Origin of the sequence: Pedobacter sp. UC225_65 (genome assembly GCF_042698365.1) — a bacterium.
Classification (GTDB): domain Bacteria; phylum Bacteroidota; class Bacteroidia; order Sphingobacteriales; family Sphingobacteriaceae; genus Pedobacter.
This window is the reverse complement of sequence record NZ_CP170550.1, coordinates 1,814,601-1,840,578: the sequence shown is the minus strand read 5'-3', so window position 1 is coordinate 1,840,578 and position 25,978 is coordinate 1,814,601. Positions and strand designations below refer to the sequence as shown.

At 39.4% G+C, this 25,978-nt stretch carries 28 protein-coding genes and 1 pseudogene; 22 read left to right on the top strand and 7 right to left on the bottom strand.

Translation table 11 applies throughout. The features are described from left to right. Positions 1-62: 62 nt before the first annotated feature. The 4 genes from hisB to hisG all read right to left on the bottom strand — a co-directional run bounded on the left by hisB (position 63) and on the right by hisG (position 4,603). Positions 63-1,196: a bifunctional histidinol-phosphatase/imidazoleglycerol-phosphate dehydratase HisB gene (gene hisB, locus ACFJIZ_RS09670; RefSeq protein WP_379092887.1), complete on the bottom strand. Its 1,134-nt coding sequence runs from the start codon at positions 1,194-1,196 to the stop codon at positions 63-65. A gap of 167 nt (positions 1,197-1,363) precedes the next feature. Beyond that, entirely contained in the window at positions 1,364-2,401 is a 1,038-nt protein-coding gene (gene hisC, locus ACFJIZ_RS09665) for a histidinol-phosphate transaminase (RefSeq protein ID WP_379092884.1), read from the bottom strand. Next, positions 2,391-3,683 carry a histidinol dehydrogenase gene (hisD, locus tag ACFJIZ_RS09660; protein WP_379092881.1) on the bottom strand — a complete coding sequence of 431 codons (1,293 nt, stop codon included), beginning with the start codon at positions 3,681-3,683 and terminating at the stop codon, positions 2,391-2,393. Before hisD ends, hisC begins: the two co-directional genes overlap by 11 nt. A 68-nt stretch (positions 3,684-3,751) precedes the next feature. After that, positions 3,752-4,603 (bottom strand): ATP phosphoribosyltransferase, encoded by an 852-nt coding sequence (hisG, locus tag ACFJIZ_RS09655; protein ID WP_379092878.1) that lies wholly within the window; start codon positions 4,601-4,603, stop codon positions 3,752-3,754. A gap of 269 nt (positions 4,604-4,872) precedes the next feature. On the opposite strand from hisG, the gene ACFJIZ_RS09650 reads away from it, so the two are divergent. From ACFJIZ_RS09650 to ACFJIZ_RS09640, 3 genes are all read left to right on the top strand, one after another. Continuing rightward, entirely contained in the window at positions 4,873-5,928 is a 1,056-nt protein-coding gene (locus tag ACFJIZ_RS09650) for a hypothetical protein (protein ID WP_379092875.1), read from the top strand. Then, entirely contained in the window at positions 5,897-6,451 is a 555-nt protein-coding gene (locus ACFJIZ_RS09645; RefSeq protein WP_379092872.1) for a L,D-transpeptidase family protein, read from the top strand. The genes ACFJIZ_RS09650 and ACFJIZ_RS09645 overlap by 32 nt, the downstream gene beginning before the upstream one ends. A gap of 67 nt (positions 6,452-6,518) precedes the next feature. Next, positions 6,519-7,364: a TlpA family protein disulfide reductase gene (locus ACFJIZ_RS09640; RefSeq protein ID WP_379092869.1), complete on the top strand. Its 846-nt coding sequence runs from the start codon at positions 6,519-6,521 to the stop codon at positions 7,362-7,364. A 1-nt stretch (position 7,365) separates the two neighbouring features. Here the strand turns inward: ACFJIZ_RS09640 and ACFJIZ_RS09635 are convergent, their stop codons facing one another. From ACFJIZ_RS09635 to ACFJIZ_RS09625, 3 genes are read right to left on the bottom strand one after another with little or no spacing between them, the layout of a single operon-like run. Beyond that, on the bottom strand, positions 7,366-8,151 hold the full coding sequence (locus tag ACFJIZ_RS09635; protein ID WP_379092867.1) for an EamA family transporter: 786 nt from the start codon (positions 8,149-8,151) through the stop codon (positions 7,366-7,368). Further along, positions 8,099-8,317 carry an EamA family transporter gene (locus ACFJIZ_RS09630; protein ID WP_379092864.1) on the bottom strand — a complete coding sequence of 73 codons (219 nt, stop codon included), beginning with the start codon at positions 8,315-8,317 and terminating at the stop codon, positions 8,099-8,101. Before ACFJIZ_RS09630 ends, ACFJIZ_RS09635 begins: the two co-directional genes overlap by 53 nt. An 8-nt stretch (positions 8,318-8,325) precedes the next feature. Next, entirely contained in the window at positions 8,326-8,796 is a 471-nt protein-coding gene (locus tag ACFJIZ_RS09625; RefSeq protein ID WP_379092861.1) for an Lrp/AsnC family transcriptional regulator, read from the bottom strand. A 245-nt stretch (positions 8,797-9,041) separates the two neighbouring features. On the opposite strand from ACFJIZ_RS09625, the gene ACFJIZ_RS09620 reads away from it, so the two are divergent. From ACFJIZ_RS09620 to ACFJIZ_RS09530, 19 genes and pseudogenes are all read left to right on the top strand, one after another. Continuing rightward, positions 9,042-9,608 carry a BatA domain-containing protein gene (locus ACFJIZ_RS09620; RefSeq protein WP_379092858.1) on the top strand — a complete coding sequence of 189 codons (567 nt, stop codon included), beginning with the start codon at positions 9,042-9,044 and terminating at the stop codon, positions 9,606-9,608. Further along, positions 9,605-11,089, top strand: coding sequence for a hypothetical protein (locus tag ACFJIZ_RS09615; protein WP_379092855.1), 1,485 nt, complete (start codon positions 9,605-9,607; stop codon positions 11,087-11,089). Before ACFJIZ_RS09620 ends, ACFJIZ_RS09615 begins: the two co-directional genes overlap by 4 nt. Positions 11,090-11,131: 42 nt before the next feature. Then, entirely contained in the window at positions 11,132-12,394 is a 1,263-nt protein-coding gene (locus ACFJIZ_RS09610) for a dihydroorotase family protein (RefSeq protein ID WP_379092852.1), read from the top strand. Then, positions 12,387-13,061, top strand: a complete 675-nt coding sequence (locus ACFJIZ_RS09605) for a hypothetical protein (protein ID WP_379092849.1) — start codon at positions 12,387-12,389, stop codon at positions 13,059-13,061. The genes ACFJIZ_RS09610 and ACFJIZ_RS09605 overlap by 8 nt, the downstream gene beginning before the upstream one ends. 17 nt (positions 13,062-13,078) lie before the next feature. Continuing rightward, positions 13,079-13,669: a DUF4199 domain-containing protein gene (locus ACFJIZ_RS09600; protein WP_379092846.1), complete on the top strand. Its 591-nt coding sequence runs from the start codon at positions 13,079-13,081 to the stop codon at positions 13,667-13,669. Between the two features lie 175 nt (positions 13,670-13,844). After that, the gene (locus ACFJIZ_RS09595) at positions 13,845-14,798 is read left to right on the top strand and encodes a glycosyltransferase family 2 protein (RefSeq protein ID WP_379092843.1); all 954 of its coding nucleotides are present in this window, start codon (positions 13,845-13,847) and stop codon (positions 14,796-14,798) included. A gap of 77 nt (positions 14,799-14,875) precedes the next feature. After that, a complete protein-coding gene (locus tag ACFJIZ_RS09590; RefSeq protein ID WP_379092840.1) occupies positions 14,876-15,844 on the top strand; it encodes a glycosyltransferase in 969 nt (322 codons plus the stop codon). Beyond that, entirely contained in the window at positions 15,841-16,167 is a 327-nt protein-coding gene (locus ACFJIZ_RS09585; protein WP_379092837.1) for a hypothetical protein, read from the top strand. The genes ACFJIZ_RS09590 and ACFJIZ_RS09585 overlap by 4 nt, the downstream gene beginning before the upstream one ends. Beyond that, positions 16,164-16,718 (top strand): hypothetical protein, encoded by a 555-nt coding sequence (locus ACFJIZ_RS09580; protein ID WP_379092834.1) that lies wholly within the window; start codon positions 16,164-16,166, stop codon positions 16,716-16,718. The genes ACFJIZ_RS09585 and ACFJIZ_RS09580 overlap by 4 nt, the downstream gene beginning before the upstream one ends. Before the next feature lie 66 nt (positions 16,719-16,784). After that, positions 16,785-18,283, top strand: a pseudogene (locus tag ACFJIZ_RS09575) (GH3 auxin-responsive promoter family protein). Between the two features lie 38 nt (positions 18,284-18,321). Further along, complete coding sequence (locus ACFJIZ_RS09570) at positions 18,322-19,467, top strand: 1-deoxy-D-xylulose-5-phosphate reductoisomerase (RefSeq protein WP_379093983.1); 1,146 nt, start codon at positions 18,322-18,324, stop codon at positions 19,465-19,467. Between the two features lie 38 nt (positions 19,468-19,505). Further along, positions 19,506-20,909 (top strand): RIP metalloprotease RseP, encoded by a 1,404-nt coding sequence (gene rseP / locus ACFJIZ_RS09565; RefSeq protein ID WP_379092831.1) that lies wholly within the window; start codon positions 19,506-19,508, stop codon positions 20,907-20,909. Between the two features lie 5 nt (positions 20,910-20,914). After that, positions 20,915-21,439: a Fe-S protein assembly co-chaperone HscB gene (hscB, locus tag ACFJIZ_RS09560; RefSeq protein WP_379092828.1), complete on the top strand. Its 525-nt coding sequence runs from the start codon at positions 20,915-20,917 to the stop codon at positions 21,437-21,439. 57 nt (positions 21,440-21,496) lie between these two features. Beyond that, complete coding sequence (locus ACFJIZ_RS09555) at positions 21,497-22,405, top strand: LysR family transcriptional regulator (protein WP_379092825.1); 909 nt, start codon at positions 21,497-21,499, stop codon at positions 22,403-22,405. A gap of 53 nt (positions 22,406-22,458) precedes the next feature. After that, positions 22,459-23,613, top strand: coding sequence for a threonine synthase (locus tag ACFJIZ_RS09550; RefSeq protein WP_379092822.1), 1,155 nt, complete (start codon positions 22,459-22,461; stop codon positions 23,611-23,613). Between the two features lie 134 nt (positions 23,614-23,747). Continuing rightward, positions 23,748-24,038 carry a DUF3817 domain-containing protein gene (locus ACFJIZ_RS09545; protein ID WP_379092819.1) on the top strand — a complete coding sequence of 97 codons (291 nt, stop codon included), beginning with the start codon at positions 23,748-23,750 and terminating at the stop codon, positions 24,036-24,038. 66 nt (positions 24,039-24,104) lie between these two features. Next, positions 24,105-24,314, top strand: coding sequence for a hypothetical protein (locus ACFJIZ_RS09540; RefSeq protein ID WP_379092816.1), 210 nt, complete (start codon positions 24,105-24,107; stop codon positions 24,312-24,314). A gap of 5 nt (positions 24,315-24,319) precedes the next feature. Next, the gene (locus ACFJIZ_RS09535; protein WP_379092813.1) at positions 24,320-25,114 is read left to right on the top strand and encodes a phosphotransferase enzyme family protein; all 795 of its coding nucleotides are present in this window, start codon (positions 24,320-24,322) and stop codon (positions 25,112-25,114) included. 120 nt (positions 25,115-25,234) lie between these two features. After that, a complete protein-coding gene (locus ACFJIZ_RS09530; RefSeq protein ID WP_379092810.1) occupies positions 25,235-25,939 on the top strand; it encodes a M15 family metallopeptidase in 705 nt (234 codons plus the stop codon). Positions 25,940-25,978: the final 39 nt, after the last annotated feature.

Genomic DNA, 25,978 nt, shown 5'->3' with positions numbered 1-25,978 from the left:
TTAGCTTACAAAGGTCTGTTTACAAACTGTGAATACCCATCTTACATTTTCCCTTTCCCATCTTACAAAATCCCTTTTGTGCTCGGTAAAACCAATTTTTCTGCATCTCTTTTAACGGCCATTTTAATTGCCTTGGCAAAAGCCTTAAAGATTGCTTCTATTTTATGGTGTTCGTTATCGCCTTCTGCTTTGATGTTCAGGTTGCATTTAGCGGCATCGCTAAAAGATTTAAAAAAGTGGAAGAACATCTCGGTAGGCATATCTCCAACCTTTTCACGTTTAAAATCAGCTTCCCAAACGATCCAGTTCCTTCCCCCAAAATCAATGGCTACCTGGGCCAAACAATCGTCCATGGGTAGGCAAAAACCATAACGTTCAATCCCTAGTTTATTGCCCAAGGCCTGTGCAAAAGCTTCGCCTAGGGCAATGCCAGTATCTTCAATGGTATGGTGTTCGTCAATATGTAGGTCGCCTTTGGCCAATATGTCCAGGTCCATACTACCATGTCTGGCAATCTGGTCTAACATATGGTCGAAGAAATTTAAACCTGTTTCGATGTTTGCCTTGCCCGTCCCATCTAGGTCTAGGTTAATGGTAATGTCGGTTTCGTTTGTCTTCCGTTGGTGGCTTACCTTTCTTGCCCCAGCCCTTAAAAAAGTATAGATGTCTTCCCAGTTTCTGGTTTCTAACGCAATGATGTCGATTAGGGTTTCTGCTTTGGCCAAACCCTCACCAGCACCTAAACTATCATTCTGACGTAGAAATATAGCTTTGGCGCCCAGGTTTTTAGCAAGAAGCACATCATTTAATCGGTCGCCAATTACAAAAGAATGTTGGAGGTCGTATTCTTCGCCAAAATATTTGGTCAATAAACCAGTTTGGGGTTTACGGGTAGGGGCATTGTCTTTGGCAAAAGTTTTGTCGATCACCACTTCACTAAATACTACACCTTCATTGGCATAAGTATCGATCATAAAGTTATGCACTGGCCAAAAGTTTTCTTCAGGGTTTGATGGGGTACCTAATCCATCCTGATTGGTTACCATTACCAATTCAAAATCCAGTTCTCTGGCAATTTTGGATAAATAATATAATGCTCTTGGATAGAATTTCAGCTTGGCAAAACTATCTACCTGTTCGTCTTCAGGTTCGATGTTCAAAGTGCCATCACGGTCTATAAATAATATTTTTTTCATTTTTTTAAATTCTAATGAAGCTTAAAGCTTAAAATACGATTGTTCGTTCATTGGTCATTTGTTCATGGGTGTTTGATTGTCAATGGCTTTTGCCTTGTTGTCCAATTGCTCCATTGTTAGTCAAATCGGGGACTAAAAACTAATAACGAACCAACTACAACTTATAACTAACCACCCATTATCCTTATCAATTCTGTGTTTTCAGCCACTGTACCCACTGTAATTCTTAAACAGCCTTCACAAAGCGTTACTTTTGAGCGGTCGCGTACAATAATTCCTTTATCCATCAACGTATTATAGGTGTTTATAGCATCTTCAACTTCAACCAATATAAAGTTGGCATCTGATGGGTAGACTTTTTTGACCATAGGCAGTTGGGCCAATTCGGTACGCAGCCTTTCTCGCTCTGCAACTGTAATGGTGATCCATTGGTTAACCTGTTGGATGTTGTTTAATGCAGCCAAGGCAAGGTCTTGTGTAGCTTGGTTGATGTTATAAGGTGGTTTCACCTTGTTAAGGATATCGATAACAGGGCGTGAAGAAAAGGCCATGCCCAAACGCAAAGCGGCCAAACCCCAAGCTTTGGAGAAAGTTTGTAAGACCACTAGATTAGCATATTCTGTTAATTCTTGAATAAAAGTCTTCTGCTTCGCGAAATTGATGTAAGCTTCATCTATCACCACCAAGCCTTTGAAATTGGCTAGGATGGTCTCTATGTCAGTCCTGATAATGGAATTGCCAGTAGGGTTATTGGGCGAGCAGATGAAGATCAGTTTGGTGTTGGCATCAATGGTCTCTGCAATCTTTTCCAGATCTAATTGGAAGTTAGGCAAGAGGTCAACTTTTCTCACTTCAACATCGTTGATGTTGGCTGAGACCTCGTACATGCCATAGGTTGGTGGAAGGATAATGACATTGTCTTTGCCTGGGTTACAGAATGCTCGGTATAAAAGGTCGATGGCCTCATCGCTGCCATTGCCCAAAAATGTATTTTCAATCGGCACACCTTTGATTTTACTGATGGCGTCTTTCAGGTCTAACTGTAAGGGGTCAGGGTAACGGTTGTAGTTGGCTGGCAATGGAGAACCGAAACTGTTCTCATTGGCATCTAAAAATATACTCGCCTCGCCTTTAAACTCATCTCTAGCGGTAGAGTAGGGGCGTAGGGTTTTGATGTTTTCTCTTTGTAGGTCTTTAATATCCATTGCTCGAATTTAATCTAATGGTAATTGCGTTTTTATGTGCTTGTAGTCCTTCTGCTGTGGCCAATACCTCAACGGTTGGTCCGATGTTGTTTAAGCCCTTGGCTGTTAAATGCTGAAAGGTCATCTTCTTCAAAAAAGCATCAACTGAAACACCCGAAAAGGCTTTGGCAAAGCCACTTGTGGGTAACGTATGGTTGGTGCCAGAGGCATAATCGCCCGCACTTTCTGGAGTGAGGTTGCCTAAGAATACAGAGCCCGCATTGATAATCAATGGAATAAGTGGCTTAAAGTTTTCAGTTGCTAAAATGAGGTGTTCAGGGGCATACTTATTGCTAAAATCCATCGCTGAGTCCAGATTTTCGGCATAAATGATGTAAGAATTGTCAATTGCCTTCGCTGCAATATCCTTTCTGGTAAGCTCAAGTAACTGTTTTTCAAGTGCTGAAATCGTTTCGCTTATGATTTGTGCTGAAGTAGCCACCAATATTGCCTGACTATCAGTCCCATGTTCTGCCTGTGCAAGAAGGTCGGCGGCAACAAATGATGGATTGGCAGTATCATCTGCAACCACCAAAACTTCTGATGGGCCTGCAGGCATATCTATGGCAATTGTATTTTGCACCTGTTTTTTGGCTTCGGTTACATAGCGGTTCCCTGGGCCAAAAATCTTGTCAACCTTAGGGATGCTTGCCGTACCGTAGGCCATTGCGGCCACGGCCTGCGCACCACCCACAAGATAGATTTTTTCGATGTTCAACAAGGTGGCTACATAAGCAATGTAGGTATTGATCTTGCCATCTTGCTGCGGTGGAGAGCAGACTACAATTTCTTTGCAACCTGCAATTTTTGCGGGTATGCCCAACATTAAAAAAGTACTGGGTAGTACGGCTGTTCCTCCCGGAATGTATAGCCCAACTTTTTCAATTGCCCTTGCTTCGCGCCAGCAGGTTACCCCTGGCATCGTCTCTATTTCTGCCTCTGTTTTGAGCTGGGCAGCATGGAAAGTATAGATGTTTTGGTAGGCTATATCAATGGCATTTTTTACTGGTGCTGGAATTGCCTTTGCCAGTTGTTCCAACTCATCTTTGCCGATAAAAAGCGTATTCAATTTAACCTTGTCAAACTGTTCGGTAAATGAAAATAGCGCGGCATCACCCTCAGCTTTTACCGTAGAAATGATGGTTTCTACCCTCGAAAAGATCAGTTTGTCATCTTCTGCCTGGCGTGAGCACAATTCCTCTATTTTTTGTTGAGTTAAATCTTTATAATTATAGATTTTCAATTTGTTATGTTTTTAATTTAACTAATAGTTAATATAAAATATCATCTTTTTGCTAGGATTTAGCACTTTTAGGTAATGATTTTTTCAATTGGCATCACCACAATTCCTTGGGCACCTGCCAATTTAAGGCTGTTGATCTTTTCCCAAAAATCTTGCTCGGCTATTACAGAATGAACAGCAACCCAATCTTCTTCAAACAATGGAACTATGGTAGGACTTTTTACGCCTGGCAATAAATCTACCACCGCCTGTAGGTTCTTTTTCTCTACGTTTAAAACTACATATTTGGTGGCTTTTGCCCTTAATACAGATTGGATCCGTTGCAAAAGCTCCAGTACTTCTGGTGCCAGTTCAATACCTTTACTGCAGATCAACACGGCTTCAGAATCCATTACATTTTTAAATGGTTTTAGCCCGTTGCTCTTCAAGGTAGCGCCGGTAGAAACGATGTCAAATATGGCATCGCTTAAGCCCAGACCCGGACCAATCTCTACTGAGCCAGAGATGTTTCTGATCTGTGCATTGACGTTGTTTGCTGAGAGGTATTTTTGGAGGATTACAGGGTAGGAAGTAGCAATAGCCTTGCCGTTCAATTGCGAAAGTTCGGTAATGTTATCGGTACTCTGGACAGCGATCTTTAAGGTGCATTTACCAAAGCCCAATTGTTGTAGATAAGAAACATCTGCGCCGGCTTCGATCATGACATTTTCGCCAACAATGCCCAAGTCTGCAATGCCATCCTGAACATATTCTGGAATGTCATCATCCCTTAAAAACAAGATTTCTAATGGGAAATTAGTTACGGTTGATATTAATGAGCTTTTGTAGTTCTCGAAAGATAAGCCACAATTTTTAAGAATTTCTACTGATTTTTCGTTTAGCCTACCCGATTTTTGGATGGCAATCTTAAGTGTTTTCACTTGATATAAAATTAGGAATAAGAATATTGAATCTGTTTTAAAAACCGTTTTGCGTACAAAACATTAATCTATCTATCGCCACAATGGCGATGATGTAAATGTACGTGATGGTTTAAAACTTGGATCATATATTACTTTCTTTCCGTAATTTTGGCGAGAAGATGATGCAAATATAGCTTAGTAAATGTGAAATCAAAAAAATATGGCATTTAATTTGAAGTAGTTACGTGATTTATCTTAGAAAAACTATCATCTAAACCAATAAAAAATTGAAGAAAACGCTACTCTTTTTCGCTTTATGTTTGCTTTTAAGTTCTTGTGGATGGTTTAATACAGAACCTGAAATAGCCACGGTGCTGACCAAACATTTCGATAATAAACTCTATAAAAAATTTGACACCGTTGCCTACGATCTTGTTTTTAACAAAAAACTGGACGAGTTGAGCAAAAAACTATCCAATCCTAAAGTAATTACCGCCTTTTACGATTCGCACCAGAACAATCCGATATTGATTACCCGTTTTTATACCAATGGTGGATTGGATAGTTTGAGAAGTTATATCGAAGCCAGCAAAGCTGATGGTTTTAATCCGGAAGCTTTTAAGGTAAATGAGTTGACAGACCTTTTGGGTACATTAAATGCCAATCAATTTAAAACGATCGAAGAAGTATATCCCGTAATTGCAGCGCTGGAAATACGAACTGCAGATGCTTTACTAAAATATCACAACGCCATTAGGTATGGAGCGGTAAACCCACGCAAAATATTTAACCGTTATTATATTGCCAACAAACGCCCCGATAGCTTGGCCATGGATTCGCTATTGAACAGCGAAGATATTTTCGCTGTTTTAAAAGATGCCCAGCAGACTTCAAAAAACTATTTAGCATTAAAGCAGGCTTTGGCTTTTTATCGTGATAGCCTAAAGACAGACAATAACCCCGCAATAAGATCCATCAAATTGAACATGGAGCGCATGCGTTGGCAGCTGCCCATGAAAACCGACGAGGTAGTTATGGTCAATATCCCCGATTTTTCTTTGACCTGGCTCGATAAACAAGATACCTTGACCCATATGAACGTTTGTGTGGGCAGTAAGAGAGAAGCTACCTATGCGGAAAAGATGAAGCTGTATCTAAAATCTGGTAGTTTAGATGATAAACCGAAGAACCATGAAACACCACAATTGTTCAGTGTTTTTAATGCCATACAGGTTAATCCGATCTGGAATATCCCTGTAAGTATTGCCCAGAGTGAAATCTATTATCAGGCCATTAAGGTACCCTTATTATTTGTCGAACAACAACATCAAAGTCTACTTTAAAGGAAGATTGGTGAATGACCCAGATACCATCCAATGGAACAAATACTCGAGAGAGAAGCTCCCTTTTCAATTTAAACAAGGTTCTGGAGAAGGTAATGCATTAGGTAAGTTCAAGTTTATTTTCGACAATAGTTCGAGCATCTATCTGCACGATACCAATAATAAGAATGGCTTTAGGTTGGCAAACAGGGCGATCAGCCATGGCTGTGTGCGTATCGAAAAACCATTGGAATTTGCCCAACTGATCGTAAAAAGCAAAAACCAGTACGATGACCTGCGCATGGAGGTAAACCTGCCTCCACTTGATACCACAAGGATGTCATTGTACAAAAAGAAACTGGCCAAAAGAACAGATACGGTAAAAGTCTTTCAATTAAAGCCAGCCTGGTTTGCCACCAGAAAGAATATCGCTGTTGTAATCGGTTATTATACCGCATGGGTTGAGCATGGAAAAGTTCAATTCAGACCTGATGTATACGATTATGACGGGACTTTATGGGAGGCCCTGAAAAAATATATGTAAAATAAATTCTTTCTACTAAGTTTTTAGTTAATAATACTTATCTTGTATTGAACTTTAAACTAAAGATATGAAAAGTGTTTATTACTATGGCCTGTTATGTACAGGTCTATTTTTTTCTTGCATTCAACATCCAAAAGTAGCTGGTGATGAGACACCAGGTCGTGCTAAAGTTGAAAAGCTCATATTGACCGAATCGAAACTAGGTCTGCCTTTGATGCCGGTAAGGTCTATCTTGGCAAGTTTTGATAATTTTTGGGATTATTATACTCGAAATGTTGCTTTATATGAAGATTTTACCCCTTTAAATGCAAAAGGCCAGCAGATCAGCAAACAAAATTTCTTGAAAGAATTAGGCTCGGGACTTTATTTTCCTTTGGTGATCAATGCCACAGGTACTGAACTTGTTTATAGATTGGAAAAGATCAGTCCAAAAGCAAATTCATTTATCGGTGCCTACATGAAACAATTTGCTAAAGAAGAATTGAAGTTCCATCAGATGAAGGGGAAGCCGATTCCTAATTTCAGTTTTACGGATGTAAATGGAAAAGTTTATACTCCCACAAACATCAAAGGAAAAATTGTTTTATTAAAATGTTGGTTTATTGGTTGCGTAGCCTGTGTTAAAGAAATGCCTGCATTGAATGAAATGGTGAAAAAATACAAAGACCGAAAAGATATCCTTTTTATCAGTTTGGCATCAGATTCTAAAAAGGAACTGCAACAGTTTTTAACGAGGATAACGTTTGATTATGCTACAGTTCCTAACCAAGGGACATATATGAACGATAAGCTGAATGTAACCGCTTACCCGACCCATTTTTTGATCAATAAAGAAGGTATTTTGGTCGATGTATTACCAGATGAGGTTCAAGTGGCCAAAGCATTGGCTAAAGAACTTGAAAAGACAAAATAGTTTAGGCCTGCAGTGCCACTTCCTTGCTTTTTCTGTACTTGGCCAAATTGATCAGCAGTACGCTTCCCAAAATCACCACCAGACCTAAAAGTTGGATGAGGGTAATCTTTTCGCTGGTAAAGCATAAGCTCAATAAAACGGCCACTACCGGATTGACATAAGCATAGGTACTTACCTGTGTTGCCGGACGAACTTTTAACAGCCAAACATAAGCGCTAAAAGCGGCAATCGAGCCAAAAATGATCAAGTAGATGATAGAAAGCCAGGCATCCAATGGGATGTGCTGCCAATTGAAATGTTTAAATTCTGAACTGAACAAACTGCCAGGTATAAAGGCAATACCTGCTGCGATCATCTGCCATGCCGTATTAACCGAAACAGAGCTGTTAGGGTCAGACTTGTATTTTGAATAAAGTGAGCCGCCTGCCCATGCAATAGGGCCTAAGATCAACAAGATCATACCAACAATCTGTGTAGTGCTTTGGTTGGTGCTGAGGATGTGCAATAGCTGCTCGCCAAATAACAAGATTACACCAATAAAACCAACAATCAAGCCCGTAACCGTAGAGGTGCTGCTCAGGTTCTCTTTCCATTTAGGTTTGTCCAAGATCACAAACCAAATGGCTGCAGAGGCCACCATAATGGCCACAAGTCCGCTTGGAATGAACTGTTCTACCCAGATCACAATTCCGTTTCCAACGCCTAACATCAAGATGCCGCTTACTGCAGCATGTTTAATGGTCTGTTTGTTGAATATCTCTTTTCCGGTAAACTTGCACCAGGTCAATCAGCAATAGGCCTGCTACGATAAATCTAAAAGTGCCCAATATAAATGGTGGGAACCCAGCAAGTGCTTTTTGAATGAAAAAATAGGTAGAGCCCCATACAACATAAACAATGGCAAAGGCTAGGTATACGATAATTAAAGGGGCTGGTTTTTTTACATTTGCCATAATAGGGGTTATTTAGTAGGGTTTTCGGGAATGATCAATTGTTGTTGTTCTTTAACCGTTTCGAGTACGATAGTGGTACGAACAGATAGGATGTTTGAGATTTTGCTGAAAGAATCGCGCATTAAAGCCATTAATGAAGCAGAATCGGTTGTCCTTACCTTTACCAGGTAACAATCTTCGCCTGCAACGATATGTACCTCTTGTACTTCTTTGATCTGTGCCAGCTCATCTGCTGTAGTGGTACAGCCAACCGTATTTGAGGTACGCATAGAGATAAAAGCCAATAGTTTCAGGTCTACGGCAACAGGATCGATCCTTGCGGTGTACTGCATGATTACGTTTTTCTGTTCCAGTTTTTTTACACGTTCCAGAACCGCCGATGGCGCCATCTCTAGTTCTTTGGCCATATGGATGTTCGATATCCGTGAATTTTCCTGCATCAACCTTAAAATGGCCAGGTCAATTTTGTCTAAAGTCATGTTTTTTTTGGTTTTAATTCTATAAATCTATGTATTAAAAGAATAATATTCATAATTTATTAATTAAAAATGACTTTTATTCTATAATATGGAATTATTCAGTAGATAATACAGTCATTCTTGTCAAATATCTATATTGATGTTTAAACATGTATTGTTCCTTTATAAGAATGTAGGAGGCATATTAAGTAAGTTTTCATTTACCAATTCGCTATTTTCCATAATTTTTCTATCTTTGGTTTTTAATGAATTTCCTTTATCCGGGCTTTCTTTTTGCACTTTTAACGGTCGCTATCCCGGTCATTATCCATTTATTCAATTTCCGGAAATTTAAAAAAGTCTATTTCAGTAATGTTGCTTTCTTAAAAGAGGTTAAAGAGCAAAATTCTTCGAGAGAAAAAGTTAAAAACCTATTGATTCTTTTATGTAGGATATTGGCCATTGTATTTTTGGTATTGGCTTTTGCGCGTCCATTTTTGCCTTCTGGCAGTAAGATAGACCAAAATAGAGGTAACATCGTCAGCATCTATATCGACAATTCTTACAGCATGGAAGCTGTAAACAAAGAAGGAAGTCTGTTAGATGAAGCCAAACGCAAGGCCAAAGAAATCGTAAAAGCGTTTCAGATCAATGATCGTTTTCAGTTGCTGACCAATGATTTTGAAGGCAAGCACCAAAGGCTGTTAAATGGAGACGAATTGCTACAGGCAGTAGATGAGGTGAAGATCTTCTGCGAGTCGTCGATTGCAACAGGTCAATCAACAGGCAGCAAAGTGTTTTTACTGGGGCGAGTAACCGTTTTATCTACGTGATCTCAGACTTCCAAAATGGTTTTGCAGGTAATGAGCCTATTCAGGCCGATGGCAATACAAACCTATCCTTGGTCAAATTAAATGCCAACGACCTGCCAAATGTTGCGGTAGACAGTGTTTGGTTATTGTCGCCAGTTCATCAGGCCAATGCCACAGAAAAATTGGTCGTACAGTTGCGCAATTATGGAGATGAGGATGCTAAAAATATCGCCGTAAAACTCAATATCAATGCCCAGCAAAAAGCGATCAGTAGCTTAAATGTTCCGGCAGGTAAAACCACAATTGATACACTTTCATACAGTGGCTTAGCCTTAGGCTGGCAAAAGGGAACCATCAGCATCAAAGATTTTCCGCTAACGTTCGATGATCAACTTAATTTTAGTTTTAAGGTCAGTGCAGAGCAAAAGGTACTGAGCATTAATGGCAAGCAAGACGGTAAATACATCAAAGCCTTGTTTGGGGCGGATCGATATTTTAAGTTGACCGAAATGCCGGAGGCGAACATCAACTATGCCGCATTTTCTTCTTATAGCCTTATTGTTTTAAATGGTTTGGCCAACCCCTCTAGTGGTTTGGCACAAGAACTGAAAACTTATATTGCCAACGGTGGCGCGGTGGTGGTCTTTCCGGATCTAGATGCAGACGTGACGATTTACAGCCAATTTCTAACTGCATTGAACCTGCCTGCCATTACTGCCTTAAATAAAGTGCCGGCTAAGGTAAGTAAGATCGAGTTGGGCCATCCCTTGTTTAAGGATGTGTTTGAGAGCTTGCCCCAAAACCTGAATCTGCCACAAGTGAACCGGTATTTGGATTTTAACGAAAGCAACAACAGCAATAAAGAAAACCTATTGCAGTTGCCAGCCAACAAACTATTTTTTGCCCGTTATACAATTGGCAATGGACAGGTTTATCTTTCGGCCACAGATCTGGAGAATGAAGACAGCAATTTTGCGAAACATCCTGTTTTTGTACCCTTGATGTATAAGATTGCCTTTGCAAGCGCCAAAGAGCAACCTATCTATTATACGGCAATGAAAGACAATGTATTGGAGAGCCAAAAGATCAATCTAGGTGCCAATCAATCTTTAAAGTTAGTGGCTGATCAGTTTGAAGTGATACCAGAATTGCGCCAAACCAATGGTAAAACCTTGTTGTACATTGCAGACCAGGTAAAAAGAGCTGGCTTTTACGATCTAAAAAAGGCAGATTCGACATTGGCCGTAGTGGCATTTAACGACAATAGAACAGAATCTGATATGCACTATACAGCGCAAACAGAGCTGCAGAAATTATTTGGTAAACAAGAGGTTGTGTTTTTAGATCCAAAATCTGACAGTATCGCCTCTGCTGTTTCCGCTAAAAATAATGGAACCGAGTTATGGAAACTTTGCCTAATTTTGAGCTTAGTTTTTATAGCGATTGAAATAGTATTGGTCCGATTTTATCCTATCCAAAAACCGAGCTTGCGAGCTCATTGATGCAAATAAATATATATAAGCTAATCAATAACATAAAAATTCATGAACCTCTTAGTTAAGGGAATTACCATTGCTGATCCTAACAGCGAGTTTAATCAGAAAACCTGCGACCTACGCGTTGAACAAGGAAAAATTACAGCCATTTCAGCGCAATTGACCCCTCAAAAGGGCGAAACTGTGTTTGAAGCTAAAGGTGCTGTGCTTTCGCCCGGTTTTTTTGACCTGAACTGTATGATTGGTGATCCTGGTCTGGAAACCAAAGAAGATATCCAAACCGGAACTGCGGCCGCAAAGGCAGGTGGATTTACCGGACTGGCAGTTTTGCCCAATACCAAACCTGTAGTACAGTCTAAGGGCGAAGTAGAATATATCCTTAACCGAGCAAAAAATAACTTGGTTGATGTTTACCCGATAGGCGCAATTAGTCGTGATCTGGAAGGAAAGGAAATGGCAGAGCTGTTTGACATGAAAAATGCCGGAGCTGTTGCTTTTTCTGATGGTAGCAAAGCCATTAGTGATGATGGTTTTATGAGTCGTGCTTTACAATATGGTTTAGGATTTGGTGCCTTATTGATCGTTTATCCAGAAAACAAATCTATCGCTGGTAAAGCCCAAGTAAACGAAAGTAAGAACAATGTATTGTTGGGTATGAAAGGTGTTCCGGCATTGGCCGAAGAGATGCAAATCTCTAGGGACATATTTTTAGCGACCTATCACAATGCACCCATCCACATCAGTAACATCTCAACTGCAGGGTCAGTTGCCCTGATCAAAAAGGCGAAAAAAGATGGGGTTAAAATTACCTGCGATGTAGCTGCACACCAACTGGTATTTACCGAAGAACTGTTGAACGATTTTGACAGCAACTATAAGGTTAAACCACCATTAAGAAGCAAAACTGACAACAAAGCATTGGTTGCCGGATTAAAAGACGGGACAATTGATGCGGTTTCATCACAACATCGCCCGCACGAAATCGAATTTAAGGATGTAGAGTTTGAGATTGCAGCTTATGGCATCATCACCCTGCAAACCGTTCTACCTTTATTGTTGCAGGTAGGCTTGGACTCAGCATTGATTGCAGAGAAATTGGCCATTAATCCTAGAAAATTACTTAACTTACCTATTCCTGTGATTGAAAAGGGAGCTGAAGCAAACTTTACGGTCTATAACCCAGGTCAGGAATGGTTATACAATGCATCAACTAATTTATCAAAATCAAGTAACTCGCCTTTGTTGGGCAAAACCCTAAAAGGAAAAGTACAATTGGTATACAACAACAAACAATATCAAACTTATGAATAGTAGTGTAGAACAAGCGTTAATTGCATCATTGGACCAATTTGCTGCTGCAAACGAAATAGACTCAATTGCAATTGAGCAAAGATTAGTTGAGGTTTTTGGAAAAGACATGAACTTCCTGGAGAAGGTTGCCGAATTTGACGAGGTTTTTGATGAACATCCGAAATTTGAAGAATTGAGGGAAGTATATTTTGATCTGTTGATGATCAATTTCTTTACCAGTGATGTGAACAAACTGGAAGAGGATTACTTGGAATCGAAAGAATGGGAAAATATAGAAGAAGAGACCATTGAGCGTGGAACAGAATTATTGAACTTGTTGCTTTACATCAACGAATGTCATGATGAAGAGATCAAACCAGGCTTGGAAGACTTCTTGAAAGAGTTTTTATTGGTTGAAGAAGACGAATTCCAAGATGAGTTCCATATCTATGAAGACCTGATCAGTAACCAACAATTGGCCGAAAGCAGTGTAGAAGATATCTGTAACAATGCCAATCTATTAGAACTGAGTGAAGAAATGGAAGATCTTTTTGTGCCTTTCATGACCTTCTTCTTACAGCCAAACACCAGTGAGGCGACACAGCAAGAACTAATTAAATTTAGCAGTAACAAAAGTTTTGATGTTGCAGTCTATACATTAATTACTAACTTCAATAAAAATAGATAAACCAAAATCAAACTAAAATGGAAACAACAACTACAAAAGTGAATTTAAGAACCGAAGCCCTAAAAAACGGTGCTATTTGGGGTGCGATCAATCTGGTTATTTTCCTGGTAACCTGGTACCTGATGCCAAGTTTAATGAGTTCTTACGTCTATGTGGTAATAACTGTCGTAATAGGAATAACCTTGGCCGTATTTTTCTGTATTGACCTAAGAAAAAAAGCAGGTGGTTATTGGAGCTTTGGAGAAGCGCTTTGGCCTATTTTTGCGATGTTTTTAACAGCAATGGCTATCGTATATATATGTACGAACTTGTTTGGGAAATTTATTGATCCAACCTATCCAGTAAAGATGAAAGAACTTTCAATGGAGAAAATGGAATCGATGTACAAATCTATGGGTATGGCTGAAGACGACATGAATAAGGCCATACAGGCAGCTTCAGAAAGTTTGGACAAACAATTTACCCCAACATTTAGCCAAGCGGTTATTGGTTTTGGTATTGCGGCGATTTTCTATTTCATCTTTGCTTTGATCTTTGCTTTGATCTTCAAAAAAAGCAATCCTAATCCTTGGCAAGGGCAAGAAGACGAAAAGTTTGGGGTACAATAAACCCTAATTAATATAAATTTATCAACGTGCAGGTTTTATCATATAATTTGATGAAATTTGCACGTTTCTAATAATACGTCATTGCGAACGAAGGGCAGGGTAACGCTAAGTGTAGGGCAATCTAACTGAAAAGATTGCTTCGTCATTTCTCTCGTAAAGACGATAAGACTAAAAAATGGATATATCAGTTGTAGTACCTTTATATAACGAAGAAGAATCGCTCCCAGAACTCATTGCCTGGATAGACAAAGTAATGGTAGAGAACAATTTTTCTTATGAAGCCGTGTTTGTTGATGATGGCAGTACAGATACCTCATGGGCAGTACTTACAGCTTTAAAAGAAACTTATGGAAGTATCAAAGCCATAAAGTTTAGAAGGAACTATGGTAAATCTGCAGCATTGAATGTGGCTTTTGAAGCAGCACAAGGGGAGGTGATCATTACAATGGATGCCGACCTGCAAGATAGCCCAGACGAAATTCCGGAACTGTACAGAAGGATCATAGAAGAAAAATACGATATCGTTTCAGGTTGGAAAAAGAAAAGATATGATCCTATTACCAAAACTATCCCTACAAAATTGTTCAATGCCGCTACGCGTAAAATGAGTGGTATTAAACTGAACGATTTTAACTGTGGACTAAAAGCTTACCGTAAAGATGTGATCAAAACCATAGAAGTATATGGCGAAATGCACCGTTACATTCCTGTAATTGCCAAATGGGCCGGTTTTAGTAAGATCGGAGAACAGGTGGTAGAACATAGGGCCAGAAAATATGGAACAACCAAATTTGGCTTTAGCAGGTTCATCAATGGTTTTTTGGATCTGTTGTCTATCTTCTTTGTAGGTAAATTTGGCAAACGTCCCATGCACTTTTTTGGTTCCTTGGGTGTACTGAGCTTTTTGATTGGTAGTATCATGGCCATTTGGATGATTGCTGTAAAACTATACCATATCGCGGCTCATATTCCATACAAAAGAGAAATTACAGACCAACCCTTATTTTATATCGCATTGGTGGCGATCATTGTAGGTTCACAAATGTTTTTAACAGGTTTTGTGGCAGAGTTGGTAACTCGTAATGCGCCAGAAAGAAACCAGTATTTAATAGAAAAAGAAATAATTTAATGTAAAATGGAAGAATAAGATGGAAGTGCTAAACTATCCACCTTCCATGATCCGTTTTATATTTTACATCCTCAAACATGTTTTTCTCCATCATCATTCCACTTTACAACCGCCCACAAGAAATTGATGAGCTATTGACCACTTTGACCAAACAGACCTATACACAGTTTGAGGTTTTGGTGATTGAAGATGGTTCTGTAAATGATGCCAAAGAAATTGTGGCTTCTTATGCCGATCGATTGGATGTAAAGTACTTCTTCAAGCCAAACGAAGGTCAGGGTTTTACCCGAAATTTTGGTTTTGAGAGGGCCAAAGGAGATTACTTCGTTATTTTTGATTCAGATTGCCTGATTCCGGAAGATTACTTGGAAATTGTATCTGCCTATCTTTTCGAGCATCAATTAGATGCTTATGGCGGTCCAGATGCGGCACACCAGACCTTTACACCCGTGCAAAAAGCAATCAGTTATGCCATGACTTCGCCTTTTACTACAGGTGGGATCCGAGGTAACAAAAAACATGTGGGACAGTTTCATCCACGTAGTTTTAACATGGGTGTTTCCAGAAAAGTTTGGGAAAAAGTTGGTGGTTTTATCCTAACGCGTTTAGGAGAGGATATCGAATATAGTATCCGTATCCACGAAAATGGCTTTAAGATTGGTTTGATCCCAGCAGCTAAAGTTTATCATAAAAGAAGGACAAGTTTTTCGCAGTTTTATAAACAACTGCATTTTTTTGGCAGGGCGCGTATCAATATTTACAAACATTTTCCAAAAGAGCTGAAGCTGATCCACTTCTTCCCAGCGGTTGCCACCGTTGGAATGATGCTGACCATATTGTTCAACATCTTTTATTGGCCTTTGGCCTATGTCTGCAATTTTATCGTAGGCCTATATTTTTTGTTGATATTTTTTCACGCATGGCAGGTCAACAAATCAATTAAAATTGCATTTTTGAGTGTCATTGCATCTTTTATCCAACTCACCGCCTATGGTTTGGGTTTTATACAAGATCTATTTAAAAGAGTAATATTTAAACAATCATGATAGATTATTTAAAAGAAAGTACGTTCGCCGTCAAAGATGTGATCATGCAGGCATGGAAAGTAACACGCGACAATTACTTTTCCATCGCCACCTTATGTTTTTTGATCTTCATTACGGCATCCACATCAACCTTTATGGCCTTTTTTATGGGCGAACTAAACGTTGGGATCAGGATCGTGATGTTGTTGATCTTTGTAATGAGTTATTGCATCGTAGAGCTTTGCTTGATCAAGTACATCTTTAGACTGTTGGACCACGAAAGTGAAGAAGACATTACCATCGTAGAAACGCTGCCTACTAGAAGAGAGTCATCCGCTTTTTGATCGGAACCGTTTATTTTGGCCTGAGCATTTTCTTGGTAGGAATTTTATTGATGCCAGTGCTGTACATTTTAGAATCTATCTTGAAATTTGCGGTTAGCCAAGGCTTGATCGATAACTTTACCCAGGCCGGAAAGATTATTGTTAATATTGCAGTAGCCATTGCCATGTTAAGTATCTTTTTTACGTTCATCAGGATTGTTTTCTTTCCCTTCTTTATCATCGATAAACATTGCAAACCTTTCGAATCCATCAAGCTGAGTTTGGCCACTACAAAAGGCAACTTTATCAAACTGTTGTTTATCTTGGTTGGCCTTGTATTGGTACAGGCAGTTGTCTTTGGTTTCTTTTATGTGGTGGTATTAACAGGTTTCCGTTTGGTCAATTACTTTTTCGATTACGATATCAATCAATATGTTTCCTTAATTGTTGTTGTTTTTAGTTCGTTTGTCATTGTACCTTTTACAACAGCCTTTTTTGCCGTTGCCTACAGAAAGATCATGAGCGAATATAAAGGAGACGAGCATCCAGATATTATCCATAATATCGTTTAATGCGGTTTACTAACAACTAAAAACTGATAACTAACAACTGGAAACTAACAACTGGTAACTGAAAAAATGGGACTAAAAGCAGCACTAAGTAAACCATTTGCGGCATGGGTTGTAAAAGGCATCCGGAAGTGGAAAGAACACTCTTTAAAAGCGCAAGACCAAACTTTTCAATTGTTGTTAAAGTCTGCGGCAGCTACGGTTTTTGGTAAAGACCACAACTTTTCATCCATTAAAAATTACGAAGACTTTAAGGCCAACGTTCCAATAAGAGACTATGAAGGCTTAAGACCTTATATCGATAGGGTAGTTGCAGGAGAAAGAGATATTCTATGGAAAGGCAAACCAGCTTATTTTGCCAAAACCTCTGGCACTACCTCTGGCGTTAAATATATACCGATTTCAAAAGAATCAATGCCAGAACATATCAAAGCTGCGCGTAATGCCCTGTTGACCTATATCAACGAAACAGGCAAGACCAATTTTGTAAATGGCAAAATGATCTTTTTACAAGGTAGTCCGATCCTGACCAAAAAGAATGGGTCAATGTAGGCCGTTTATCTGGTATTGTAGCACATTTGGTGCCTGCTTATCTGCAAAAAAACAGATTGCCGTCTTATGCCACCAATTGTATAGAAGATTGGGAGGAAAAGGTTGATGCCATTGTTTCCGAAACACTACACCAAGACATGACCTTGATCTCTGGTATACCACCTTGGGTACAGATGTATTTTGACAAGTTGAGCGAAAAGACTGGCGGCAAGAAAATCAAGGATATCTTCAAGAACTTTAGCCTTTTTGTATATGGTGGGGTAAATTACGAACCTTATCGGGCTAAAATAGAAGCAAGCATCGGCAGAAAAGTAGATACCATTGAAACCTATCCAGCTTCAGAAGGATTTATCGCCTATCAAGATACACAAGAAGATAAAAGTTTGTTATTGCTTACAAAAGCGGGGATTTTCTACGAATTTATTCCTGCGGATGAGTACTATAATGAAAACCCTACACGTTTAAGTCTGGCAGAGGTAGAGCTAGAAAAGAACTATGCCCTGATCCTGAATACCAATGCGGGTTTATGGGGATATAGTATTGGCGATACGATTAAATTTGTGTCTAAAGATCCTTATAAGATATTGGTAACAGGAAGGATCAAACATTTTATATCTGCCTTTGGCGAGCATGTGATTGGGGAAGAAGTAGAACATGCCATTTTATCGGTGGCCAATGAAGAAGGAGTAGAAATTACAGAATTTACCGTAGCCCCACAAGTAAATGCACCAGCAGGTGAACTGCCTTACCACGAGTGGTTTGTAGAATTTGCATCGGCGCCTAAAGACATGGCTGCATTTAGCGAAAAGGTAGACATGGCTTTGCAAAAGAAAAATATTTACTATTTTGACCTCATTGAAGGGAAAGTCTTACAAAAACTGATCATCCGCTCTTTACAAAAAGATGCATTCGTGAACTATATGCGTGCAGAAGGTAAACTAGGTGGACAAAATAAAGTTCCAAGATTAAGCAACGATAGGAAAATTGCTGAGGTTTTAATACAATATGTGGTTTAACTTAAAACAGCAATATAACAATAGAACAATTGATCAATATTAAAAATATATCCATTTTAGGAAGTACAGGCTCCGTTGGGACCCAAGCATTAGAAGTAGTGCGTGCCAATCCTAATTTATACCGAATTGATGCTTTAACCGCACAGAACAATGCCGAACTGTTGATCCAACAGGCATTGGAGTTTAAGCCAGAAATGGTAGTGATTACTGCAGAAGAACACTATCAGACCGTAAAAAATGCATTGCCAGGTATACAAGTATTAAGTGGCGAAGATGCATTGATCGCTGCGGTACAATTGCCACAAACACAATTGGTACTCACTGCCATTATGGGCTCAGTAGGCCTAAAACCGACCATTGCTGCTATTGAAGCAAAAAAGGACATTGGTTTGGCCAATAAAGAGACTTTGGTAGTTGCGGGCGAATTGGTGATGAAATTGGCTGCATCACATGGTGTAAAGATCATTCCTGTCGATTCAGAGCATTCGGCCATCTTCCAATGTTTGGTAGGCGAAGAAAACAATCCCATTGAAAAAATATTTTTAACGGCGTCTGGTGGTCCTTTCAGAGGAAAAGATCTGTCATTTCTGGCCAATGTAACCAAAAACGAAGCCTTAAAACATCCCAATTGGGTAATGGGGGCTAAGATCACCATCGACTCGGCCTCGTTGATGAACAAAGGCCTGGAAGCTATTGAGGCCAAATGGTTATTTGGGTTAACCACAGCACAGATCGAAGTAGTGGTACATCCACAATCCATTATCCACTCTATGGTACAGTTTACGGATGGATCGATTAAAGCACAATTGGGCCTGCCAGATATGAAACTGCCTATCCATTATGCATTGGCCTACCCGCAACGGGTAAACAGCAATTTTGAAAGATTTAACTTTTTAAACTATCCAGAATTGACATTTACGCAAGCAGATACAAAAAGTTTTCGTAACCTTGAGCTTGCCTTTACGGCAATGGAAAAAGGAGGTAACATGCCTTGTATCCTAAATGCGGCCAACGAAGTGGTGGTAGAAGCATTTCTGAAAGACAAAATAGGCTTTTTACAAATGAGTGAGGTGATTGAAAAATGTATGGAGCAAATGGATTTTATTGCGCAGCCTACACTCAATAATTATTTAGAAACCGACAAGCAGACACGTATATTTGCAAGTCAACACGTAACAAATTAAATTTTAATAAATCTAAGAACAATACACATACTACATATATGGACGGACTGATCATGGCGGGCCAGCTTTTGCTGGGATTATCGATACTAGTGATTTTACACGAATTAGGACATTTTTTAGCAGCTCGTGCTTTCGGGATCAAAGTTGAAAAATTCTATCTTTTCTTTGACGCTTGGGGATTTAAACTTTTTAGCTTTAAAGTTGGCGATACAGAATACGGTGTAGGTTGGTTGCCATTGGGTGGTTATGTAAAGATTTCGGGTATGATCGATGAATCGATGGATACCGAACAAATGGCATTGCCACCAGAACCATGGGAATTTAGGTCGAAACCAGCTTGGCAACGTTTGATCGTAATGTTGGGCGGTATCATCGTAAATGTTATTGTAGGTATCGTGATCTTTTGGATGCTGACCTTTAAATATGGCGAAACCTATATTACGAATGACCAATTGGTAAATGGTGTAAATCCTGGTATTATAGGTAAAGAAATCGGACTTAAAAACGGTGACCGCATCTTGGCCATCAACGGACAAAAAGTTGTGCGTTTCGAAGAGCTGATCAGTTCTAAAGTTTTATTGGGAAGCCCTAAATTGACTATCTCTCGTGATGGAAAAGCGATAGACCTAAAAGTTCCAGAGAGTGTTTTAAATAGCATCAGTGAGCACGGGATTGAAGAATTTGTTACCCCTCGCTTCGTAGCAGAAAAAATATCAGGTGTTTATGATCCCGCCAAAGAAAAAAAATCAAAAAGCGTATTTGCCAAAATCAAAGAGTTTTTTGTAAAACCTAAACCGGTTGCTCCAGAACCTGCACCAGCTTTAGAGGCGGGAATTAAAGTGGGAGATAGTATCATTGCAATTAATCATAAACCCGTTCGTTTTTTAAATGAATTTACAGACGAAGTTGAAAAATCTGCTGGGAAAACAATTGCCATTGAGGTTCTGCGTAATGGAAGTCCATTAACTTTAAGTCCAAAAGTAAGCAAAGAAGGTACAATTGGTGTGGCCATTGGTCGTGGCAAATTACCAACCACCCATATTGATTATAGTTTCTTCGAATCGTTCTCTGTAGGTACAACCAAAGCATGGACAACCTTTGCCGACAATGGAAAAGGGATTTGGAAAATGATCACAGGTAAGGTAAGTGCCAGAAACATCAGCAGTCCTATCGGTATCGCAAAAGTATATGGTAGTGAATTTGATTGGGCAAACTTTTGGCGCTTAACCGGATTGATTTCAATGGCATTGGCCTTTATGAATTTATTACCCATCCCAGCTTTAGATGGTGGACATGTGGTATTTTTGATCATCGAGATGATCAAGGGTAAACCATTGGGCGATAAATTTATGGAACGTGCACAAGTAGTAGGTTTTGTGATCCTATTGAGTTTAATGGTATTTGCTTTTGGTAATGATATCCTGAAGTTGTTCAATAAATAGAAAAAATGAATTACTTTGAGCTCTATGAGCTGCCCGTTAGTTTTGATCCAGACCAACAATTGGTAAAACAGAAGTTTTATGAATTGAGTAAGAAGTTTCACCCAGACTTTTACATTAACGAGAGCGAAGAGAAACAACAAGAGGTATTGGAGCTTTCTACGCTTAACAACAAAGCTTTTCAGGTTTTAAAAGACCCACAAAAACGATTACATTATATCCTTGAGTTGAAAGGCCAATTGGTAGAAGGAGAGAATTATGCCCTCCCTCAAAGCTTTTTGATGGACATGATGGATGTGAACGAAGCCTTGATGGAAATGGAGTTTGATGCTGATCCTACAAAACTGGAAGCCGTAACAAGTCAGACCGAACAGATTGCTAAAGAACTCGATAACGAATTAAAATCGCTCACCACAACTTTTGATCAGGGTGATGCAAATCAAGAAGAGATTTTAAAAGCAGTGAAAGATATTTATTACCGAAATAAATACCTGTGGCGAATCAAAGAAAGTCTAAAAAAGCTTGCAAAATAGCAATTGACCAATATTGCTTTTAAGGTTTGACAATAATTTATTGAAAATGTTTAAGATATGCTATCTTTTAATCATCTTGTTTTTATAGAAGTTGCTAAACATTTAAGCTTTACCAAAGCAAGCGAAATCCTATTTATCAGTCAGCCAGCCATTAGTAAACACATCCGAAACCTAGAAGAACATTACAAAACACCACTTTTCGAACGTAAAAAGGGAGCTGTATTGCTTACCGAAGCTGGTATTGTACTGCAGCAGCACCTGTTGACCGCAAGCGCGTTGAGCAAACAGATCGAGTTCGAAATTGGTAGTATCCATAATAAACAACTGCTTAATGGCGAGCTGAAACTTGGTGCAAGTACAACCATTGCCTTGTATGTTATTCCGGCTGTACTTTCCGCATTCCGCAAACAAAATACAGCAGTTAAGATCAGTTTGGTGAACCGAAATTCCGAGAATGTAATGGAGGCTTTGGTCCATCACGAAATTGACTTGGCCATTATTGAAGGAAAAGAGAAGATGGCAAACGTAAATAGTCAGTATTTCCTCACTGAAAAAGTAGTTCCGGTATGTGCCCCAAAAAGCTATCTGGCAGCAAAAAACAAATATACCATTGCAGAGCTTAAAGAAATCCCAATTTCGCTTAGAGAAAGAGGCTCTGGTACACTCGTTGCCATTGGACAAGCCTTGTCAAGCCACGACATCAAAATTGCCGACCTGAACGTTTGTATGAGGTTAGGTGGCACTGAAGCTTTAAAGAATTTTATTCTGGCCGATGACAGTTTAGGATTTCTACCTTTAAAGGCCGTAGCAAAAGAATTGGAAAGAGGAGACCTTGTACAGCTTGAGATTGAAGACCTGAACATCGATCGGCATTTTTACTTTATCCAACGCATTGGTGAAGAAAACAGCGGAATCAACAAGGCGTTTATCAAATTTGCTAAAAATCATTATAACTTATTGTTATAGGTTATTCGAAAACGGTATTGGCTATGTAATGTTTAACACATTAATTTAGCCATATGATAACCGAACTTTTAAATATCGACGCTTCAGCTATAACCATTGATTATGAGCTGAACTGCAATGCTTGCCGTCATCCCTATAATAAATACCAACTGAACAGCTACTGTGTGCAATGTGGGAAATCGCCCATTGAAGTTCAATTCCAATTAAGCCCTTTAATTCCAAAAGAGGTCATGATCCAAGGCGAAAGGTCAATGTGGCGTTATGCAAAGCTATTGCCTTTGTTGCACCAAAGCAATAGGGTATCGTTAGGAGAGGGCTGGACTCCAATCCTGAACATGGACAGGACTGCTGATCGTTTGGGTTTGGACAATTTGCTGATCAAAGATGAATCTTTTAACCCTACTGGATCCTTTAAAGCAAGAGGTTTAAGTATGGCAGTATCAAAAGCCAAAGAGCTGGATGTAGAAGGTTGTATTGTGCCAACGGCCGGTAATGCAGGTGGAGCATTAAGTGCCTACTGTGCAAAAGCAGGCATGAAATCAATTGTGGTCATGCCCAGACATACCCCCGAAGCCTTTAAAAAAGAATGTAAGGCCTTTGGCGCAGAACTTGTTTTGGTTGATGGCTTGATCAACGACTGTGCAAAAGTGGTGGCCGAAATCAAAAAGGAGCGCGATTATTTCGATATCTCTACCATGAAAGAACCCTACCGTTTAGAAGGTAAAAAAACTTTGGGTTATGAAATTGCTGAACAGCTGAATTGGGAATTGCCGGATGTGATCCTGTATCCAGCTGGTGGGGGTACAGGTTTGATCGGTATCTGGAAAGCTTTTAAAGAAATGCAGAAGATGGGTTGGGTTAAACAGATCCCCACAAAAATGATTGCCGTACAGGCAGAAAACTGCAGGCCACTTGTGGATACCTTTACAGGTCTACAAGCAAACTGTGGTACCTATAAAGGATCGCCAACTATTGCCAATGGTCTGGCCGTGCCACAACCTTTTGCAGAAAAGATGATGCTAGCGGTTTTGGAAGAATCTAAGGGGTTGGCATTGGCAATTTCGGAAGCAGAGATCAGTATGTGTGTAAGAGAGATTGCCGCAACAGAAGGCATGTTGGTGGCACCAGAAGGGGCAGCGTTATTAGCGGCCCTAAAGCGATTGTTAAAAAATGGCCAGATCATACCACAGCAAAGGTGCTTTTACTAAATACAGGCTCTTGCTATAAGTATTTGGACAGTTTCGAATTTTAACCGGCAGCACTAAGTTAGTAGATTGTAAAAAAGAAAGATACAACCATAATAAAAGATTGCTTTGTTTACTTTTACGGCAAAGTAGCTCGTATGACCTCATTAAACTTATTCAGAAAAGTAGCCGTTGCAGAAGGAATTTCCTATCTTTTATTATTGTTTATTGCCATGCCTTTAAAATATTTGGCAGATATGCCATTGGCCGTTAAGTATACGGGTTGGGCCCATGGACTGTTGTTTGTATTGTATGCAGCTTGTTTGGTGCTTGCCTGGCAAGAAACAAAATGGAAATTTGGTAAGGCCGTAATGATCTTTTTGGCTTCTTTATTGCCATTTGCTCCTTTTATTGTGGATAAAAAGCTCAAAGCAGAAGAACCTGCTTAAGCTGTAAACATTTCAAAATTACCTTTTCGTAGCTAAACGTATAGGCTTTGACTATATTTGTAGGCTATGGCCATTTTTCCTACCCAATATTCTACACTCTCTGCTGTTGCATTAAAAGATTTTTTATCCGAAAAATATGGCCTAGATGCCATCAACTGCAAATTGCTCATCCATAATGTAAGTGATACTTATCTCTTAGAAACTGCACGCGACAAATACATTTTTAAGACTACAGAGATGCGCACCGTAAGCTTGAAGAGATCAAGGCCGAGGTAGAATTGTTGGATATTTACCAAGCCAATGGTGCTAAGGTTTCTTATCCTATCAAAGCGATGGATGGAGCACAGATCCAATCATTTAATGCAGCCGAAGGTATCAGATATGGGGTGCTGTTTACTTTCGCCAAAGGAGCGGTAGTACAAGACCTGACTGATGAACACCTAAAAACACTAGGCAGGGAAATGGCCCTTGTTCATCAGGTTTCCTCAACTGTAGTGCTTAAATACCCACGAAAAGAATTTACCATTGATACAATGTTATTGCAGCCCTTAGCTGTTTTTAAGCCTGCTTTCGAAGGCTTGGAAGAAGAATATGCTTATTTAACAACAGCGGTAGTTCAAGTAGTAATTGAAATAGAAAAACTTGACCTCAGCAAGTTTAGCTATGGATATTGTCACTACGACTTTTTACCAAAGAACTTCCATTTCGAAAATGAGAGAAGCCTCACTTTTTTCGATTTCGACTTTGCTGGGAAAGGATACCTCATCAACGATATTTCCTCATTTTATGTCCATTATTTTATGGAAGTATGGAGCGGTAAGCTGACCCAACAAGAAGCAGATCGAGCTTTTGCTGTATTTGTAGAAAGTTACCGTACTGTAAAACCTTTAAGTGAGGAAGAACTCAAAGCCATTCCTTATTTTGGTTTTGCGTTTTGGATCTTCTACCTCCGTTTCCAATATGAGAATTTCGACGATTGGTCAAGCATCTTCTTTGGTCCCAAATATCTAAAACAGCGAGTTGGAGTCATCAAGCAATGGATGGATTGGTATATAAGCCCAAGTCCAAATTCTTAAAATAATAGCTTTTTAACCTGTTTTTCGATTTACAGCCTAACTGTAACTAAAATTTTAGTATTGTTTTATTCTACAATTGTAGAATAAACTCTATGTTTATAGAGTTTAACTGTAGCACGAATGAAAACAATCAACTTTATTAAGCTATTATTGGCATTTATAACGGTGCAACTCTGCATCAACAATACCTATGGTCAGAGCAAAGATTTTTTAATGGGAAGGTATGATTACACCAGAGACACTTCATTGATCAAGGTGCCCACCCAATTTGCAAGAAACAATGTCTATGTAAAAAAGGAAACTTACAGGGCTTTTGTAAAAATGAGAACAGCAGCGCTCCAAGCAGGTATCGATTTGCAGATCATTTCAGGTACTCGCTCATTTAAAGATCAATGCGCCAAATGGGAATCCAAATGGACTGCAAGTCAATTTGCCAATATCAAAGTGCCCCAACAAAAAGTGATTCAACTATTGAGGTGGTGGTCTATGCCAGGTACCTCCAGGCATCATTGGGGAACGGACCTCGACCTGAACAACATGAAGCCGGCGTATTACCATACCCCTGCAGGTAAAAAACTATACAACTGGTTGCTCAACAATGCCCCAAAATTTGGTTTTGAACAACCTTTTAGTGCCAATAGACCAAGTGGCTATCAAGAAGAGAAATGGCATTGGAGCTACGTGCCTTTGTCTAAAAACTATTTAAAGGCTTATGTAAAACAAATCACTTATGCCGATATCAGTGGCTTTAAAGGTGCTCAAAGTGCCAAAGACATAGAAGTAATCCGCAATTGGGTATTGGGCGTAAATCCACGCTGCAAATAATAAAATGATTTGTACTTAATTTAGTCTACCTTCACCAAT

Excerpts from the sequence above, each read along its gene's own strand:
- hisB (WP_379092887.1), bottom strand. The coding sequence starts at position 1,196 with ATGAAAAAAATATTATTTATAGACCGTGATGGCACTTTGAACATCGAA.
- hisC (WP_379092884.1), bottom strand. The coding sequence starts at position 2,401 with ATGGATATTAAAGACCTACAAAGAGAAAACATCAAAACCCTACGCCCC.
- ACFJIZ_RS09640 (WP_379092869.1), top strand. The coding sequence starts at position 6,519 with ATGAAAAGTGTTTATTACTATGGCCTGTTATGTACAGGTCTATTTTTT.
- ACFJIZ_RS09630 (WP_379092864.1), bottom strand. The coding sequence starts at position 8,317 with ATGGCAAATGTAAAAAAACCAGCCCCTTTAATTATCGTATACCTAGCC.
- ACFJIZ_RS09625 (WP_379092861.1), bottom strand. The coding sequence starts at position 8,796 with ATGACTTTAGACAAAATTGACCTGGCCATTTTAAGGTTGATGCAGGAA.
- ACFJIZ_RS09620 (WP_379092858.1), top strand. The coding sequence starts at position 9,042 with ATGAATTTCCTTTATCCGGGCTTTCTTTTTGCACTTTTAACGGTCGCT.
- ACFJIZ_RS09610 (WP_379092852.1), top strand. The coding sequence starts at position 11,132 with ATGAACCTCTTAGTTAAGGGAATTACCATTGCTGATCCTAACAGCGAG.
- ACFJIZ_RS09605 (WP_379092849.1), top strand. The coding sequence starts at position 12,387 with ATGAATAGTAGTGTAGAACAAGCGTTAATTGCATCATTGGACCAATTT.
- ACFJIZ_RS09600 (WP_379092846.1), top strand. The coding sequence starts at position 13,079 with ATGGAAACAACAACTACAAAAGTGAATTTAAGAACCGAAGCCCTAAAA.
- ACFJIZ_RS09595 (WP_379092843.1), top strand. The coding sequence starts at position 13,845 with ATGGATATATCAGTTGTAGTACCTTTATATAACGAAGAAGAATCGCTC.
- ACFJIZ_RS09590 (WP_379092840.1), top strand. The coding sequence starts at position 14,876 with ATGTTTTTCTCCATCATCATTCCACTTTACAACCGCCCACAAGAAATT.
- ACFJIZ_RS09585 (WP_379092837.1), top strand. The coding sequence starts at position 15,841 with ATGATAGATTATTTAAAAGAAAGTACGTTCGCCGTCAAAGATGTGATC.
- rseP (WP_379092831.1), top strand. The coding sequence starts at position 19,506 with ATGGACGGACTGATCATGGCGGGCCAGCTTTTGCTGGGATTATCGATA.
- hscB (WP_379092828.1), top strand. The coding sequence starts at position 20,915 with ATGAATTACTTTGAGCTCTATGAGCTGCCCGTTAGTTTTGATCCAGAC.
- ACFJIZ_RS09555 (WP_379092825.1), top strand. The coding sequence starts at position 21,497 with ATGCTATCTTTTAATCATCTTGTTTTTATAGAAGTTGCTAAACATTTA.
- ACFJIZ_RS09550 (WP_379092822.1), top strand. The coding sequence starts at position 22,459 with ATGATAACCGAACTTTTAAATATCGACGCTTCAGCTATAACCATTGAT.
- ACFJIZ_RS09545 (WP_379092819.1), top strand. The coding sequence starts at position 23,748 with ATGACCTCATTAAACTTATTCAGAAAAGTAGCCGTTGCAGAAGGAATT.
- ACFJIZ_RS09540 (WP_379092816.1), top strand. The coding sequence starts at position 24,105 with ATGGCCATTTTTCCTACCCAATATTCTACACTCTCTGCTGTTGCATTA.
- ACFJIZ_RS09530 (WP_379092810.1), top strand. The coding sequence starts at position 25,235 with ATGAAAACAATCAACTTTATTAAGCTATTATTGGCATTTATAACGGTG.